Raw genomic sequence first — 15,735 nt, 5'->3', positions numbered from 1 at the left:
GACACCGGTACGGTTCGCAGCGGAAGCACGGAAGGGGAGCCGGCATGTCCGCTCACAGCAAGGGTCGGGTAGGCGCCCGGATCGCCTATTACCGCAGCGTGATGCGGCCCAAGCTGACGCAGAAGCAACTCGCAGACGCAGCTCACGTCTCTCTCGGCACCGTGCGCAAGATCGAACGTGGCGAACGCGGCGTCAGCGGTCCCACTCTGGAGGCCATCGCCGATGCTCTCGGCGTCGACCCCATGCGTCTCCTGACCGACCGTGCGTCCGCCCACACTCGCGTGCACGAGTGTCTGCCCGCATTGTCTGCCACGATCGCCACGTACGACTTCCCTGACGACGGTCCGGTCCGGTCCACGCGCGAACTACGCCAGGCCGTCGCCGAGACCGCCCGACTACGCCTGGCTGCCCGGTACACCGGCATCGCCCGCGAGGTACCCGACCTGCTCGGTGAACTCGCCCGCGCCTATCACGCCGCCTCCGGCGCGGAGCGGTCCGAGCTGGCCGGCCTCTTGGTGCAGGCCTACCGGTCCGCGGATGCCGTCGCCTACAAGTTCGGTGCCCAGGACCTGTCCGCGCGCCTCATCGACCTCATGCGCTGGGCTGTCCCGGAGACCTGTGACCCCCTGCTCTCCGCAACCGTCGCCTACGTGCGCACGGAGACCTTCTTCGCCGCTCGTGCCTTCTCGGCCGGGTTACGCGCTCTGGAGCAGGCCCTGGACGCCGCTCCCGCCCCCACCACCACCCCGGAGATCGCTGTCAGGGGGGCCATGCACATGAGGGCCGCCGTCATCGCGGGCCGGGCCCGCGACGGCTCGGCGGCAGTCACTCATCTCACCGAGGCGGCTGTGCTCGCCGATCGCGTGACGGAGGGCGTGTACCGCGGCACCGCGTTCGGCCCGGACTCCGTGAGAATCCATGAGGTGTCCGTCGCGGTCAGCCTCGGGGACGAGTACATCGGCCGCGCCCTTGGCGTAGCGGGCCGGTGGGACCCTCCCACGGAATTGCCGGACGAACGGCGCTCAGGGTTCTACATCGAGCTCGCCCGCGCGCAATTGTGGTCGGGCCTGCCGAGCAAGGCGTTCGAGTCGTTGAAGACCGCTCGGCACATCGCACCCCAGCACACTCGCGTGCACCCGTGGGTGCGCGAGGACGCTGCCACGCTCCGTCGGCTCAAGCGCGGCGACTCGGAGAGCCTCACCAACTTCGCAGAGTGGTGTGCCGCCACCTGAGCGAGTCCCCGGCGTACCCCTCGCGGGGGTAGTTGTCGGTCCCTGCCACCTTCACCATCTGGTGCACGTTCAGGAATCGGCAGGGGGACGACGTGGCCAACGCCTCACGGGAAGATCGGCACGGAGAGCGCTACCACGCGGGTGGATGCCGGGATCGGAGTGAAAGCGCGACACCCTCCGGGAACGCTGCGACCATTCCGGGCACGGTCTCCATGCGGGCCGAGGCGAGTTGGTTCCTGGACCAGCGCACTTTGCCGCGCCACCAGGTCGTCCGACATATCGGTCAGGACCTCCGCCGATTCCTGCACGACCTGATTCCGCGGCTCGAGGACCTCGTGGCAGGGTGCCCCGACGACGACGTGCCGGCGAACGTCGCCCAGGCCGGAGTCGCCCAGGCCAGGCATCGCATGGCCGAGCCCGAGAGTGGCGAGAGTCCGCGCCACAGCGTGGAACGCGTGAAGCGACTGGCCCGGTCGGTCGTCGCACTCTGCGACCACTACGACGCATTGACCGGCATCACCATGTGCCTCATCTGTGATCGCGTCATCGACGACGACGCTTGGCTTCCGTACGAGCGGGCGCCGGGCGGGGCCGGGGTTCTCGACCGCGGAAGGGTTCATCTGCGCTGTGCACCGGCCGTGACCTCACACTTCACCGAGCCCGCACCCCGGCCCGAGCGGTAAACACCCGTCAGCACTCACACCCAGGGAAGAGACATGTTCGTCCACTCCGATCGTCTGCCCAGCGCCCCGGCCCTTCCGCAGGGAATCGGCGCCCCTCGCCCGTGGGGTATCAGCCGCATGACGCCCTACCCGACCATGGCTCCTGAGTACGTCCGTGCCGAGCTGGACCCCACCACCCAGACCGCCGTGTTCTACGACGCCGCGGGCGAGGTCATGGAGATGCCCGGCCACGGCACCAGCACGGGCACGTCTCCGTCCACAGGCACCAGCCCGGACGGGCAGAACCAGGGCTCCACGGACACCGATTCCGGAAGTGACAGTGACCAGTGAAGGACACCCGTCCGGTGCTCGTGATCACCAGCCTGCACGACCCGACGGCAGACGTGGTGATCCGCGAGCTGCACGCTCGTGAGGTCCCGGTCGTGCGGCTCGACTCGGGGGACTTCCCTTCCTCCCTGGCGATGGAGGCAGAGATCACCGAGCATGGCTTACGAGGCCGGGTTCTCACTTCCTCCCGTATCACGGACCTGGAAAGCGTCCGGGCGCTCTACTATCGCCGGCCGACGGGATTCGCCTTCCCCCACCTCGACGAGCAGGACGCACGCTTCGCCATCACCCAGGCCCGCTATGGGCTCGGCGGAGTTCTGGCTTCGCTGCCCGGCTGCCTCTACGTCAATCACCCGCACCGCATCGGGGACGCCGAGTTCAAACCGGCCGGGCTGATGGCGGCGATCGAAGCCGGGTTCCTGGTACCACCCACCCTGATCACGTCCAGCCCCACAGCCGCCCGAAGTTTCTGCGAGGCTCACGGGCCAGTCATCTACAAGCCGCTGCACAATCCCGCCTATCGAGTCGACGGTGTCTCATCCGTAGTGGAAATCGCCGAAGTGTCGGCAACGGACATCGATGATGGCGTGGCGGGCACGGCGCATCTGTTCCAGAAGCGGGTTCACAAGATCGCCGACGTGCGGGTGACCGTGATCGGCTGCAAGGTGTTCTGCGTCCGTATCGACTCGGGTCTCTTGGACTGGCGAACCGATTACAGCGAACTGACGTACGCCCCCGTCGAGGCACCGCCCGGGATCCTGCCCGCAATTCATCGCTACATGAGCCATTTCCTGCTCTCCTTCGGCGCCTTCGACTTCGCTGTCGACCATGAGAGCCGGTGGTGGTTTCTGGAGTGCAATCCCTCCGGCCAGTGGTACTGGCTGGAATCCGAGACAGGCCTGCCCATGTGCGCAACTCTGGCCGACCTGTTGGAGGGGAAGACGTGAGCGACCAAGCACAGCTGCACAAGCGGCTCATCGACGCGATGACCGCTGACGGAAACCTGCGCACCGAGCCCTGGAAGCACGCCGCCGCTGCCGTCCCACGGCACGAGTTCCTGCGCGGCGGGTTCTTCCGGCGGGCATCCGGCGGCGGGGTCACGTCATGGGAGCCCGTATGGGAAGGGGACACGGACTGGCTGGAGGGGTGCTACTCGGACGAGTCTCTGGTGACTCAGATCGCCGGCACGATCGCGCCGACGGACATCCGCGGACGAATCATGCGCGAGCCCACCAGTTCCAGCACGCTGCCCTCCCTCGTACTGCGCATGCTGGAGGACCTCCAAGTCGAGGACGGCCACCGTGTGCTGGAGATCGGTACTGGCACGGGGTACTCCACCGCGCTGCTCTGCGCGCGCCTCGGTGAGCAGAGCATCACGTCGATCGAGTACGACCCGGACCTGACCACGCGGGCACGAGCAGCCCTCGGTCGCCTCGGGACGTACCCCACGCTCGTCACCGGCGACGGGCTCCTCGGCCACCCCGCAGGGGCGCCGTACGACCGGGTCGTGGCCACGTGTGGCGTGCGCGCGGTGCCGGAGTCGTGGATCGAGCAAACCCGGCCCGGGGGCCGGATCCTGGCAACCGTCGGGGGATGGCTCGGCTCCTCGGAGCTCGCGCGCCTGACGGTCCGAGACGACGGCACGGCGACCGGTCCGCTGCTGGGCGGCGGGGTGAACTTCATGCTGGCGCGCGCCCACATGCCGCCACCGCTCGGTCTCCTTCCCGATCTCGACGAGGGTGAGGAACGCGGGACCTCCACAGGTGCTGACGTACTGGACGACTGGACGTCCCGCTTCGTCGTGCAACTCGCTGTACCCGACGCCCAACACGTGGCGCTGCGACGGAACGGGCGCACCGAGGACGTTCTGATCGATGCCGAGTCCGGTTCGTGGGCCTGCCTGTACGAGCACGGGGATCAGTGGCTCGTCCGCCAAGACGGGCCCCACGCGCTCTGGGACGCCGTGGAGGAACTGGTCGGCCGGTGGCGCACCGCCGGCACACCACCGCCGGCGCGGTTCACCGTACGTGTCACCGGGGAAGGTCAGACGGTCCGTTGGTGATCCGCCCGCGCGCTCTCAGACCCGTACCGTGAGAGCCGGCCCTCGTCGTCGGATCACCAACGCCATCAGTGCCGCCGCCGCGCACAGTGCGCCCGACGCGTACCAGACCACGTCGTACGAGCCGAACGTGTCGCGGGCCACGCCGCCGAGGAAGGCGACGAGGGCCGCGCCCACCTGGTGGGAGGCGAGGACCCAGCCGAAGACGATCGCGCTGTCCTCGCCGTACTGCTCACGGCACAGGGCGAGGGTCGGCGGGACGGTGGCGACCCAGTCGAGGCCGTAGAAGACGATGAAGAAGATCATCGGCGGGTGGACGCTCGGCGCCAGCAGCATCGGCAGGAAGAGGAGCGACACGCCCCGCAGCGCGTAGTACACGGCCAGCAGGCGGCGCGGCTCGAAGCGGTCGGTGAACCAGCCGGAGGCGATCGTGCCGACGACGTCGAAGACGCCGATGACCGCCAGGAGCGAGGCCGCGGCCGTGAGGGGCATGCCGTGGTCGTGCGCGGCCGGCACGAAGTGGGTCTGGACCAGGCCGTTCGTGGAGGCGCCGCAGATCGCGAACGTCCCGGCGAGCAGCCAGAACGGGCCGGTTCGCGCGGCCGAGAACAGGACCTTCACGGCACGCCGGGCGGCGCCCACCACCGGCGCGGGCTTCGGGACGAACTCGGGCGCCCCGTACGGCTTCTGGCCCACGTCGGCGGGGTGGTCGTGCAGCAGCAGCCAGACGAACGGCACGACCGCGAGCGCGGCGAGAGCGACGGTCACCGCGGCCGGACGCCAGTCGTACGTCTCCACGATCCAGGACAGCAGCGGCAGGAAGATCAGCTGCCCGGAGGCCGACGCGGCGGTGAGGATGCCGCTGACCAGGCCGCGCCGCTCGGTGAACCAGCGGTTGGTGACGGTCGCCGCGAAGGCCAGCGCCATGGAGCCGGAGCCGAGGCCGACCAGCAGCCCCCAGCACAGCATCAGCTGCCAGGCCGCAGTCATCCACACGGTGAGCCCGGAGCCGAGCGCGATCACCGTCAGCGCGACCGCGACGACCCGCCGGATCCCGAAGCGGTCCATGAGCGCCGCCGCGAACGGGGCGGTCAGGCCGTACAGCGCGAGGTTGACGGAGACCGCCGCGCCGATCGTGCCGCGCGACCAGCCGAACTCCTGGTGCAGCGGGTCGATCAGCAGACCCGGCACGGAACGGAAGGCGGCGGCGCCGATGATCGTCACGAAGGTGACGGCGGCGACGAACCAGGCGCGGTGCACACGCCGGCGGCGGCTGGGCTTCGGCGGCTGCTCGACGGCCGCTGCTTCGGTTGTCTGGGTCACGCCATAGAGCTTCGGGCTCGGGGCCGCCCGCAGCGAGTGGCCCGAAGGACAGCGTTCGCTAGGATCGGGCCATGACCTCGGCCACGGACGGGACGACCTGAGATGAGCGAAGCGCTGAGCACCTCCAGTACCGCGGACGCCGGCGCCCGGCCGCACCGCGTCGTCGTCCTCGCCCTCGACGGGCTGCTCCCCTTCGAGCTGGGCATCCCGCACCGCATCTTCGGCCGCCCGAAGGACGACCGCGGACGGCCCCTGTACGAGGTCCTGACCTGCTCGGTCCGGCCGCCCGGCCCGGTGGAGACGGACGCCGACTTCGCCATCCACGTCCCGCACGGCCCGGAGGCCCTGGCCACCGCCGACACGGTGATCGTCCCGGCGTCGTACGAGCTCGGGCCGGTCTTCGAGCAGGGCGTGCTGACCGACGAGCTCGCCGCCGCCCTGGCCCACCTCAGGCCCGGCACCCGGCTGGCCTCCATCTGCACCGGTGTCTACGTCCTCGCCGCCGCCGGTCTGCTCGACGGCCGCCCCGCGACCACCCACTGGGCCCAGGCCGAGCACCTGCAGCGGCTCTTCCCGCGGGTCCGGGTCGACCCGGACGTGCTGTTCGTCGACGACGGCGACGTCCTGACCTCGGCGGGCGTCGCGGCCGGCATCGACCTGTGCCTGCACATGGTGCGCCGCGACCACGGCACCGCCGTCGCCAACGAGGTGGCCCGCCGCACGGTCGTCCCGCCGTACCGCGAGGGTGGACAGGCGCAGTTCATCGCGCTGCCGGTGCCGGACCCGCAGCAGGCGTCCACCACCACGGCCCGTGCCTGGGCCCTGGGCCGCCTCCACGAGCCGATCCAGCTGCGCGACATGGCCGCCCAGGAGTCCATGTCGGTGCGCACGTTCACGCGCCGCTTCCGCGAGGAGACCGGCGTCAGCCCCGGCCAGTGGCTCACCCAGCAGCGGGTGGAGCGGGCCCGGCACCTGCTGGAGTCCACCGACCGCTCGGTCGACCAGGTGGCCCGGGACGCGGGCTTCGGCACGGCCCAGTCGATGCGCCAGCACCTCCAGGCGGCGCTCGGCGTGACGCCCTCCGCCTACCGCCGGACCTTCCGGGCCGGAGCCGACGAGCCGGGAGCCGGCCTCAGAACGTGAGGACGGCCCGGGCCACCCGCCCCGCCCGCGCGTGAGCCGCCGCCTTCTCGAAGTCCTCCACGGGATAGGTCCGGGTGACGAGTTCGTCGAGCAGGAGACGGCCCCGGCGGTACAGCTCGGCGTAGAGCGCGATGTCCCGCTGCGGCCGGGAGGAGCCGTAGCGGCAGCCGAGGACGGACTTGTCCAGGTACAGGGAGGAGACGCGGAAGGACGCCTCCGCCGTGGCCGGGGGCACTCCGAGCAGGACCGCTTGGCCGTGCCGGTCCAGCGCGTCGATCGCCTGCCGGATCAGCTCCACACGGCCGACGCACTCGAAGGCGTGGTCCGCGCCCGTGGGCAGGATGTCCCGCACGCCGTCCATCGAGGTGAGGAAGTCGGTCGCGCCGAACCGCCGGGCCGCCTCCTCCTTCGCCGGGTTCGCGTCGACGGCCACGATCCGCAGCGCCCCCGCGAGCCGCGCCCCTTGCAGGACGTTCAGGCCGATCCCGCCGGTGCCGATCACCAGCACGCGGTCGCCCCGGTCCACCCGCGCCCGGTTCAGCACCGCGCCCACGCCCGTGAGCACCCCGCACCCGATGAGCGCGGCCGACGGCAGCGGGAGGTCGCCGGGGACCCGGACCGCCTGGACGGCCTTGACGACCGTGCGCTCCGCGAACGCCGAGTTGGCGGCGAACTGGTGGACGGGCAGACCCTCGTGGCGGAACGGCCGACCAGGGCGGCCTATGGCCTGCCGGCACATGGTCGGCCGGCCCCGGTCGCAGTCCGGGCAGGTCCCGCAGTTGGCGAGGGTGGACAGCGCGACATGATCCCCGGGCGCCACATGGGTGACGCCCACACCTACGGCCTCCACGACCCCGGCACCCTCATGGCCCAGCACCACGGGAACCGGGAACGGTATGGTCCCGTCCACCACCGACAGGTCGCTGTGGCACAGCCCGGCCGCCGAGATCGCCACCCGCACCTCCCCCGGCCCGGGGTCGCGCACCTCCAGGTCCGTCACGACCCGGACCCGTTTGCCGTCGAAGATCACGCCTCGCATCACACGGCCCCCTTGGGCTCCCTGGGCAGTCCGAGCACGCGCTCGGCGATGATCGTGCGCTGGATCTGGTCCGAGCCGCCGTAGATCGTGTCGGCCCGGGAGAAGAGGAACAGGTGCTGCGCCGCGTCCAGTTCGTACGGCGCCGCCGCCGACCACTCTCCGGGCCCCGCGGCCCCCGCAGCGCCCCGCACCAGTACCGCCAGTTCCCCGAGCCGCTGGTGCCAGCCGGCCCACAGCAGCTTGGCCACGCTCGGGGCGCCCGGGTCGGCCGAACCGCCCAGCGTGCGCAGGGCGTTCCAGCGCATCGTGCGCAGCTCGGCCCACAGCCGCACGAGCCGCTCCCGTACGACCGGGTCCCGTACGGCGCCCGAGGCGACGGCCGCGCGCACCACACCGTCCAGTTCCTCGGCGAACCCGATCTGCTGGGCCAGCGTGGACACGCCCCGCTCGAATCCGAGCAGGCTCATCGCGACCCGCCAGCCGTCGCCCTCGGCGCCGACGACGTGCTCGGCGCGTGCGCCGTCGAAGAAGACCTCGTTGAAGTCGCTGGTGCCCGTCATCTGCCGGATGGGCCGGACCTCGATACGGCCCGGCTGGTCCATCGGCACGAGCAGGAACGACAGCCCGTGGTGCCGCGTCGAGCCCGGCCGGGTCCTGGCCAGTACGAAGCACCAGTGCGCCTCGTGCGCGAGCGAGGTCCAGATCTTCTGCCCGGTGACGCGGTAGACCCGCCCGTCCCGTACGGCCGCCGTGCGGACCCCGGCCAGGTCCGATCCGGCGCCGGGTTCGCTGTAGCCCTGGCACCACAGCTCCTCACCGGCGGCGACGGGGGGCAGGAAGCGGGCCTTCTGCTCGACGGTGCCGTGCGCGATCAGCGTGGGCGCGAGCAGCTTCTCCCCGATGTGCCCCGACCGCGGGGGCGCCCCCGAGCGCGCGTACTCCTCGGCCCAGACGACCTGCTGGGTGAGGGAGGCGGTGCGGTTCCCGTACCCGCCCTCGCCCCACCCGATCCCGATCCAGCCGGCCGCACCGAGGGTGCGTTCCCAAGTCCGCCGGTCCTGAACGGGCTTGACGTGCGAGGCGAGCCAGCCCCGGGCCTCACCCCGAAACGCCTCGTCCTCCGGACCGAAGCCGAAGTCCATCAGGGTTCTCCTCTCGACGCCGCAGGGCACAACCCCACCTTCGGGGGCGCGGGGAACGGCGCGCCAAGCCACAACGAACCCGCACCCGCCACACCACCGCACACCCCGCACCCCCGCACACACACGCCCCCGAGCCGCCGGCACTCCCCGGGCCGCCGAAAACCCCGGGGCCAGCGGCCCCCCGGCTACCGCGCGTTCGGCCGCTCTCCTCCCCGCGCCGCCCGCTCCATCGCCGCCACCCCCTCCAGCATCGGCATCGGATCCACCCCCACCGACCCCGGCAGCACCTCGGCGATCCGCTCCGGCGTCCACGCACCGCCCTCGGCGTACACGGCCCGCAGCTCCCGCGGCTGCGCCCACACCGCGATCTTCGCCCCGGCGGCCGTGTACACCTGCCCGGTGATCCCGTGCCGGGCGGCCTCGCCCGACAGCAGGTACACCACCAGCGCGGCGACGTCCTCCGGCTCCCCGATCTCCGCCAGCCGCATCGGCACCCCGGCCGACATCCGGGTCCGGGCGACCGGTGCGACCGCGTTCGCGGTCACCCCGTACTTGTGCAGCCCCAGCGCGGCGCTGCGCACGAGGGAGATGACCCCGCCCTTCGCCGCGCTGTAGTTCGCCTGCGCGACCGACCCCTGGTGGTTGCCGCTGGTGAAGCCGATCAGGGTCCCGGACCGCTGGGCGCGCATCACCGCCGACGCCGCCCGGAACACCGTGAAGGTGCCCTTCAGATGCGTCGCGAGGACCGGGTCCCACTCCTGCTCGGTCATGTTGAACAGCATCCGCTCGCGCAGGATCCCGGCGCCGCAGACCACCCCGTCCAGCCGTCCGTACGCGGACAGTGCCGCGTCGACGACCCGCTGCCCGCCCGCCATCGTGGAGATGTCGTCGGCGACGGCCACCGCGTCCCCGCCCGCCGCCGTGATCTCCTTGGCCACGGCCTCGGCGACCTCGCTCGCCGGGGAGGCGCCGTCGACCGAGACGCCGTAGTCGTTGACGACGACCCTCGCTCCCTCGGCGGCGGCCGCCCGCGCGACCGCGCGGCCGATGCCCCGCCCGGCGCCGGTGACGGCGACGACCCTGCCTGCCAAGAAGTTGCCCACGCCGGTCCCCTTCCCGCGCCACGGTTTCTGACGGACCGTTAGATACGCCGTTCCTGGATTCTACGACCCGTCAGATACGGGAAGACAAGCCCCGCGGAGGACCCATGTCGCTGCCGGCCGCGTTCCACGAGATCGCCAAGCGCGTGAACAACTGGGGCCGTTGGGGGCCCGACGACGAGCTCGGCACGCTGAACCTGATCACGGACGAGGTGGTCCGGGAGGCGGCCGCCACCGTCCGCACCGGCCGTCGCGTCCCGCTCGCCCTGCCCCTGCGACAGGACGGCGTGCAGACGGGCATGATCCCCGGCCGGGTCAACCCGCTGCACGTCATGGTGCAGATCAACCAGGAGCTGTTCGGCCCGGGCACGGTCGCGTGCAGCGACGACGCCGTGACCATGGGGCTCCAGGCGGCCACCCACTGGGACGCCCTGCCCCACGTCTCCCACTCCGGCCGGCTCTACAACGGCCGCCCGGCCCACACCGTCACCGCGCACGGCGGCGCCGAGTTCAGCGGCATCGGCACGGTGCGGCACCTCGTGACGCGCGGGGTGCTGCTCGACGTGGCCCGGGCCCGGGGCACGGACCGGCTCGACGGGTCGTACGCCGTCACGCCCGAGGACCTGGACGCCGCCGAGGAACTGGCCGGGACCCGGGTGCGGGCCGGTGACGCCGTGCTCGTGCGGACCGGGCAGATGCGGGTCTTCCTGGCCGGGGACCGGCACGCCTACGCGTATCCCTCGCCGGGGCTGTCGGTGCGGACGCCGGAGTGGTTCCACGCGCGGGACATCGCCGCCGTCGCCAACGACACCCTCACCTTCGAGGTGTTCCCGCCGGAGTCGGAGGACCTGTGGCTGCCGGTGCACGCCCTCCACCTCGTGGAGATGGGCATGCCGCAGGGCCAGAACTGGAATCTCGAAAAGTTGTCCACAGCCTGTGGAGAAACCGGCCGCTACGCCTTCCTGCTGTCGGCCACCCCCGAGCCGTTCACCGGGGCGACCGGATCCCCGGTGGCCCCGGTCGCCGTCCTGTAGGCCGGTGACCACCCTCCTGAAGCCCCCGGAACCGGAATGACGGCGCCGCGCTGCTCGCCCCGAACACGACAGCGCGCGCCGCCATCCGACTCCGGCGCTCCCGCCCCGGCTTCCATGGCCCTGACGGAAGCCGACGCCGAGTCACGACTCACACTCGCCGAGGACCGCCGTCGTCGCAGCCCTCGCCGTCCCCTCACGGCGAATCGCTGCCCACAAGCGTGAGCATCCGGTCACGACGCGTCAACACCGATTCGGCGTTTTGTTTCTTATGCGGCTTTTGCCGCGGGCGCGCACGGAAGCACGTCCCGGCGCACCGCCGCATCTCCGCAGGGAACCGGCCGACCCGTGATGCCCACGTGCCCCGGGTCCGCCGCAAGACCGCGCGGCATGTGCCGCCGTACCTCGACGGCGCGGCATCTGCCGCCGCGCACCGCCGGACCGAAAGGCGGGCCTACACCACCTCGTACGCCGCGAACCCTTCGAGAGCCGCGCCGCCGGCGCCGCCGTACGCCACCGCGCCGCCCCCGCACGACGCCGCGATCTCACGGGACGCGGCACACCGGTCCAGTTCGCACCAGATGCGCTTACCGGTGGCCTCGACGCTCCAGCCCCAGCGGTCGGCGAGGCCGTCCACGAGGGCGAGGCCCCGGCCGCCGGTCGCCTCGTCGCCCGCGCACCGGGGCACGGGGGCCCGGCCGCTGCGGTCGGCGACCTCCAGGCGGACCGTGGCCTCCTCCGTCACCGCGGGCGGCAGACTGAGCCGCAGCACGGCGGGACGGCCGGTGTGCACCACGGCGTTGGTGACGAGCTCGGAGACGAGCAGAATCAGCGTCTCGGCGAGCGGTTCATCGGCCTGTATGCCCGACCCGGCCAGGCGCGAGCGGGCCCACCGCCGCGCCCGCCCCACCTCTGCGGGGTCGGGCCGGATCTCCAGCTGCACTTGAAGCACCTGCACCGCTCACACCATCCGAACCGGCGGACACTTAGGCTCGCGCCTCACGAGGGCCACGATCGTAGCCATTTTCTGCATGGCCAGAACAACGGCCGAGTCAGGGATCACGGAACGTGAATCCCTTGTGGGACAGCATGGTTGACGTACAGTCACCCCAACAAGCGCTTCGGGCATATTCCAGCGCGAAGGAGTACCCGTGCGGCATACTGTGCGACGCTCCCCAGGGGCAGTCGAACAGGCGGCGCCACGGGGTCGCGCTGCGCTCAGAGCCACTCGCATCTCACACAAGGTACCGGAGCGTGCCGTCGACTCCGGGCCGTGACGAGTCACACCGAGGACACAGACCGATATCAACGCTCCGTGATCATGGTGTGCCACGATCCGCGACATCCATGAGCCTCCCGTGCGGCGATACGGCAGCCCGGCGGCCTGTCAGGCCGTTCCGGCCAGCAGATCCGCCGCCACCACCTCCTCACTCTCCGTGACACCGCCGCCACGTCGGGTTCGAACCCATGCGCGCTTCAGATGGAGATGGACCTCGGACTCCCAGGTGAAGCCCATGCCGCCGTGTACCTGGAGACAGTCGCGGGCACCGCGTACGGCGGCCTCGTCGGCGAGCAGCCGGGCGGCGGCGACGTCGACCGGATCGCCGGTGACGGCCGCCGCGTACACCGCCGCGCGGGCCGTCTCCGTGCGGACCAGCATCCCGGCGCACAGGTGCGCCACGGCCTGGAAGGCGCCGACGGGCCGTCCGAACTGTTCGCGCGCCCGGGCGTGTTGCGCCGCCAGCTCGCAGACGCGGCCGGCCGTGCCGAGTTGCTCGGCGGCGGTGAGCAGGACGGTGAGGCGGACGTCGCGCCGCTCGTGCGCGGGCCGCCCGGAGGGTACGCGGTGCAGCGGCGTGAGCGGGTCGAGCGAGCGCAGCGGCACGGCTCCGGTGGCGTCCCCGCGGACGACGTCGGCCGCCGCCAGCCACTCCACCAGGCCGCCGTCGACGTCTGTCACCACGGCCTCCCCGGTGGCCGCGCCCGCGACGGCCCCGGCCGCGAGGTGCGTGGCGACGAGCGGCCCGGGCAGCAGGGCCCGCCCGGCCTCCTCGAACACCAACACGGCCTCCGGCAGCCCCAGTCCGGCGCCGCCCCGCGCCTCGGGCAGCCGCAGCGAGAAGAACCCGGCCTCCCCCAGGGCCCGCCACAGCGCCCGGTCGGGCCGCGCGGGTCCGTCCAGGGCCGCCCGCAACGCCTGGCCGCCGAAGTGCCGGGCCAGCAGCCGCCGTGTCGCGTCGCGCAGCGCCCGCTGGTCCTCCGTCAGACCGAACCGCACCGCCCTCACCGTCCCTTCGGCAGGCCGAGGATCCGCTCGGCGATGATGCCGTGCTGGATCTGCGAGGTGCCGGCCGCGATGGTGTACGACAGCGAGGAGAGGCGGTCGAGGGTCCAGGGGCGGTCCAGGTCGAGGCAGTCGTCGCCCAGGACGTCGGCGGCGGCGTCGTACAGCTCCTGGCGGGCGTGCGAGTAGCGCAGCTTGAAGACCGAGCCGCCGGCGCCCGGCACGCCGCCGGAGGTCCCGGCCGCGCTCACGTTCCACTGCACCAGCCGCCACAGCGCCCGGAACTCGGCGCCCAGCCTGCCGAGCCGGCGCCGCAGGGCGGGGTCGTCCCAGCGGCCGTTGCCCCGGGCCGCGGCGGCCAGTTCGGTGAGGACGCGGCGGCAGGCGACGACCTCGCCGGCGAAGGCGGTGCCGCGTTCGAAGGACAGCGTCACCATGGTCACGCGCCACCCGTCGTTCTCGTCCCCGACCCGGTTGGCCACGGGCACCCGCACCTCGTCGAGGAAGACCTCGGCGAACTCGGCCGACCCGGCGAGCGTGCGCAGCGGCCGTACGGTGATGCCGGGCGTGTCCATGGGCAGGGCCAGCCAGGTGATGCCCCGGTGCCGGGGGGCCTCGGGGTCGGTGCGGACCAACAGCTCGCACCAGTCGGCCACTTCCGCGTGGGAGGTCCACAGCTTGCTGCCGGTCACGACGTAGGTGTCGCCCTCGCGCCGGGCGCGGGTGCGCAGGGCCGCGAGGTCGGAGCCGGCCTCCGGTTCGCTGAAGCCCTGGCACCAGACCTCCTCGCCGCGCAGGATCGGCGGCAGCCAGCGCGCCCGCTGCTCCGCCGTGCCCTCGGCGGCGATGGTCGGCCCGGCGTGCAGCAGGCCCACGAAGTTCGCGCCCACGTAGGGGGCGCCGGCCTTCTCGGTCTCCTCCAGGAAGATCAGCCGGATCGCCGGGGAGGCGTCCCAGTGGACGCCGGCGTACCCGGCGTCGTGGAGCCTGTGCTGCCAGCCGAGGTCGTACGCCCGCCGCGCCGGCCAGTCGTCGGGCGGCGGCTTGGGCGGGAGACCGGGGAGCACCGCGGCGAGCCAGGCGCGCAGCCGGGCCCGGAACTCCTCCTCCTCGGGGGTGTCCGACAGGTCCATCAGCGGTCGAGGTCCAGGTCGAGCATCCGGATGGCGTTGCCCCGCATCAGCTTGTACACCGTCTCGTCGTCGAGGCCCTTGACGTGGTCGAGCGCGACCTCCTTGGTGTGCGGGAAGGTCGAGTCGACGTGCGGGTAGTCGGTCTCGAAGGTGGCGTTGTCGCGGCCGACGGCGTCGATCGAGGCGACCCCGTGCCGGTCGCGGAAGAAGCAGCAGAAGATCTGCCGGTAGTAGTACGTCGACGGCGGCTCGGGGACCGTCTCCCGTACGCCGCCCCAGGCGCGGTGCTCCGCCCAGACGTCGTCGGCCCGCTCCAGGGCGTACGGCACCCAGCCCATCTGGCCCTCGGAGTAGGCGAGTCTGAGCCGGGGGAAGCGGACGAGCACCCCGCTGAACAGGAAGTCCATCATCGAGGCCATCGCGTTGTTGAAACTGAGCGAGGCCTGGACGGCGGGCGGGGCGTCCGGGGAGGCGGCCGGCATCTGGGACGAGGACCCGATGTGCATGTTCACCACCGTCCCGGTCTCCTGGCAGACGGCGAAGAACGGGTCCCAGTAGCCGCTGTGGATGGACGGCAGACCGAGGTGGGTGGGGATCTCGGAGAAGGTGACGGCCTTCACCCCGCGCGCGGCGTTGCGGCGGATCTCGGCGACCGCGAGGCCGACGTCCCACAGCGGGATCAGGCAGAGCGGGATGAGCCGCCCGCCGCTGTCGCCGCACCACTCCTCGACCATCCAGTCGTTGTAGGCGCGCACGCAGGCCAGGGCGACCTCCTTGTCGTGCGCCTCGGCGAAGGTCTGGCCGCAGAAGCGGGGGAAGGAGGGGAAGCAGAGGCTGACCTCGACGTGGTTGAGGTCCATGTCCGCCAGCCGCGCCTTGGGGTCCCAGCAGCCGCGCCGCATCTCGGCTCGGGTGATGCCCTCCAGGGTCATCTCGTCCCGGTCGAAGCCGACGGCGGCGATGTTGCGCTTGTACGGGAACTTCAGGTCCTCGTAGACCCACCAGTCGGTGGGCGGGCCGTCCGGGTCCATGGTGATGCGGTACTTGCCGCCGACGTAGGCGAGTTCGCCGATGCCGGCGGTCAGCGGCCTCGGGCCCCGGTCGCGGTACTTGGCGGGCAGCCAGGTGTCGAAGAGGTGGGCGGGCTCGATCACGTGGTCGTCGACGCTGATGATGCGGGGCAGTTCGGTCGCCATGGGTCCCCTCCGCCGGACGGTACTTATCTGATACAGCGTCAGA

At 72.0% G+C, this 15,735-nt stretch carries 15 protein-coding genes; 7 read left to right on the top strand and 8 right to left on the bottom strand.

Annotated elements, in window-relative coordinates; all coding sequences use genetic code 11:
• Positions 1–44: 44 nt before the first annotated feature.
• From CHR28_RS30670 to tgmC, 5 genes are all read left to right on the top strand, one after another.
• Positions 45–1,232, top strand: a complete 1,188-nt coding sequence (locus tag CHR28_RS30670; protein WP_094056975.1) for a helix-turn-helix domain-containing protein — start codon at positions 45–47, stop codon at positions 1,230–1,232.
• A gap of 212 nt (positions 1,233–1,444) precedes the next feature.
• The gene (locus tag CHR28_RS30665) at positions 1,445–1,915 is read left to right on the top strand and encodes a DUF6415 family natural product biosynthesis protein (RefSeq protein ID WP_094056974.1); all 471 of its coding nucleotides are present in this window, start codon (positions 1,445–1,447) and stop codon (positions 1,913–1,915) included.
• A gap of 33 nt (positions 1,916–1,948) precedes the next feature.
• The gene (tgmA, locus tag CHR28_RS30660) at positions 1,949–2,245 is read left to right on the top strand and encodes a putative ATP-grasp-modified RiPP (RefSeq protein WP_094056973.1); all 297 of its coding nucleotides are present in this window, start codon (positions 1,949–1,951) and stop codon (positions 2,243–2,245) included.
• Positions 2,242–3,189: an ATP-grasp ribosomal peptide maturase gene (tgmB, locus tag CHR28_RS30655; RefSeq protein WP_094056972.1), complete on the top strand. Its 948-nt coding sequence runs from the start codon at positions 2,242–2,244 to the stop codon at positions 3,187–3,189. The genes tgmA and tgmB overlap by 4 nt, the downstream gene beginning before the upstream one ends.
• Positions 3,186–4,304: an ATP-grasp peptide maturase system methyltransferase gene (tgmC, locus tag CHR28_RS30650; RefSeq protein WP_256984500.1), complete on the top strand. Its 1,119-nt coding sequence runs from the start codon at positions 3,186–3,188 to the stop codon at positions 4,302–4,304. The genes tgmB and tgmC overlap by 4 nt, the downstream gene beginning before the upstream one ends.
• Positions 4,305–4,319: 15 nt before the next feature.
• Here tgmC and CHR28_RS30645 read toward each other — a convergent pair whose 3' ends face one another.
• Positions 4,320–5,624 carry an MFS transporter gene (locus CHR28_RS30645; RefSeq protein ID WP_094056971.1) on the bottom strand — a complete coding sequence of 435 codons (1,305 nt, stop codon included), beginning with the start codon at positions 5,622–5,624 and terminating at the stop codon, positions 4,320–4,322.
• A 102-nt stretch (positions 5,625–5,726) separates the two neighbouring features.
• Here CHR28_RS30645 and CHR28_RS30640 point away from each other — a divergent pair, with 102 nt between their 5' ends.
• Complete coding sequence (locus CHR28_RS30640) at positions 5,727–6,767, top strand: GlxA family transcriptional regulator (RefSeq protein WP_094056970.1); 1,041 nt, start codon at positions 5,727–5,729, stop codon at positions 6,765–6,767.
• On the opposite strand, the gene CHR28_RS30635 is transcribed toward CHR28_RS30640, so the two are convergent.
• The 3 genes from CHR28_RS30635 to CHR28_RS30625 form a co-directional block, all read right to left on the bottom strand.
• Positions 6,757–7,806 carry an alcohol dehydrogenase catalytic domain-containing protein gene (locus CHR28_RS30635; protein ID WP_094056969.1) on the bottom strand — a complete coding sequence of 350 codons (1,050 nt, stop codon included), beginning with the start codon at positions 7,804–7,806 and terminating at the stop codon, positions 6,757–6,759. The genes CHR28_RS30640 and CHR28_RS30635 overlap by 11 nt on opposite strands.
• On the bottom strand, positions 7,806–8,948 hold the full coding sequence (locus CHR28_RS30630; RefSeq protein WP_094056968.1) for an acyl-CoA dehydrogenase family protein: 1,143 nt from the start codon (positions 8,946–8,948) through the stop codon (positions 7,806–7,808). The genes CHR28_RS30635 and CHR28_RS30630 overlap by 1 nt, the downstream gene beginning before the upstream one ends.
• 185 nt (positions 8,949–9,133) lie before the next feature.
• Positions 9,134–10,051: an SDR family NAD(P)-dependent oxidoreductase gene (locus tag CHR28_RS30625; RefSeq protein ID WP_094056967.1), complete on the bottom strand. Its 918-nt coding sequence runs from the start codon at positions 10,049–10,051 to the stop codon at positions 9,134–9,136.
• A 104-nt stretch (positions 10,052–10,155) separates the two neighbouring features.
• Here CHR28_RS30625 and CHR28_RS30620 point away from each other — a divergent pair, with 104 nt between their 5' ends.
• Entirely contained in the window at positions 10,156–11,082 is a 927-nt protein-coding gene (locus CHR28_RS30620) for a cyclase family protein (protein WP_094056966.1), read from the top strand.
• Between the two features lie 451 nt (positions 11,083–11,533).
• Here CHR28_RS30620 and CHR28_RS30615 read toward each other — a convergent pair whose 3' ends face one another.
• From CHR28_RS30615 to CHR28_RS30600, 4 genes are all read right to left on the bottom strand, one after another.
• Complete coding sequence (locus CHR28_RS30615) at positions 11,534–12,022, bottom strand: ATP-binding protein (RefSeq protein ID WP_179272610.1); 489 nt, start codon at positions 12,020–12,022, stop codon at positions 11,534–11,536.
• Positions 12,023–12,466: 444 nt separating this feature from the next.
• Positions 12,467–13,357, bottom strand: a complete 891-nt coding sequence (locus CHR28_RS30610) for an acyl-CoA dehydrogenase family protein (RefSeq protein ID WP_094056964.1) — start codon at positions 13,355–13,357, stop codon at positions 12,467–12,469.
• Positions 13,358–13,362: 5 nt separating this feature from the next.
• A complete protein-coding gene (locus CHR28_RS30605; RefSeq protein WP_094056963.1) occupies positions 13,363–14,496 on the bottom strand; it encodes an acyl-CoA dehydrogenase family protein in 1,134 nt (377 codons plus the stop codon).
• Positions 14,496–15,692: an amidohydrolase family protein gene (locus CHR28_RS30600; RefSeq protein ID WP_094056962.1), complete on the bottom strand. Its 1,197-nt coding sequence runs from the start codon at positions 15,690–15,692 to the stop codon at positions 14,496–14,498. Before CHR28_RS30600 ends, CHR28_RS30605 begins: the two co-directional genes overlap by 1 nt.
• Positions 15,693–15,735 lie beyond the last annotated feature (43 nt).

Source organism: Streptomyces sp. XY006, assembly GCF_002237655.1.
Lineage (GTDB): Bacteria > Actinomycetota > Actinomycetes > Streptomycetales > Streptomycetaceae > Streptomyces > Streptomyces levis.
This window is presented reverse-complemented; position numbering and strand designations above follow the sequence as displayed.

What these genes read in the sequence shown, in the direction of transcription:
- CHR28_RS30670 (WP_094056975.1), top strand. Translation starts at nt 45, where the DNA reads ATGTCCGCTCACAGCAAGGGTCGGGTAGGCGCCCGGATCGCCTATTAC.
- CHR28_RS30665 (WP_094056974.1), top strand. Translation starts at nt 1,445, where the DNA reads ATGCGGGCCGAGGCGAGTTGGTTCCTGGACCAGCGCACTTTGCCGCGC.
- tgmA (WP_094056973.1), top strand. Translation starts at nt 1,949, where the DNA reads ATGTTCGTCCACTCCGATCGTCTGCCCAGCGCCCCGGCCCTTCCGCAG.
- CHR28_RS30640 (WP_094056970.1), top strand. Translation starts at nt 5,727, where the DNA reads ATGAGCGAAGCGCTGAGCACCTCCAGTACCGCGGACGCCGGCGCCCGG.
- CHR28_RS30635 (WP_094056969.1), bottom strand. Translation starts at nt 7,806, where the DNA reads ATGCGAGGCGTGATCTTCGACGGCAAACGGGTCCGGGTCGTGACGGAC.
- CHR28_RS30630 (WP_094056968.1), bottom strand. Translation starts at nt 8,948, where the DNA reads ATGGACTTCGGCTTCGGTCCGGAGGACGAGGCGTTTCGGGGTGAGGCC.
- CHR28_RS30620 (WP_094056966.1), top strand. Translation starts at nt 10,156, where the DNA reads ATGTCGCTGCCGGCCGCGTTCCACGAGATCGCCAAGCGCGTGAACAAC.
- CHR28_RS30605 (WP_094056963.1), bottom strand. Translation starts at nt 14,496, where the DNA reads ATGGACCTGTCGGACACCCCCGAGGAGGAGGAGTTCCGGGCCCGGCTG.
- CHR28_RS30600 (WP_094056962.1), bottom strand. Translation starts at nt 15,692, where the DNA reads ATGGCGACCGAACTGCCCCGCATCATCAGCGTCGACGACCACGTGATC.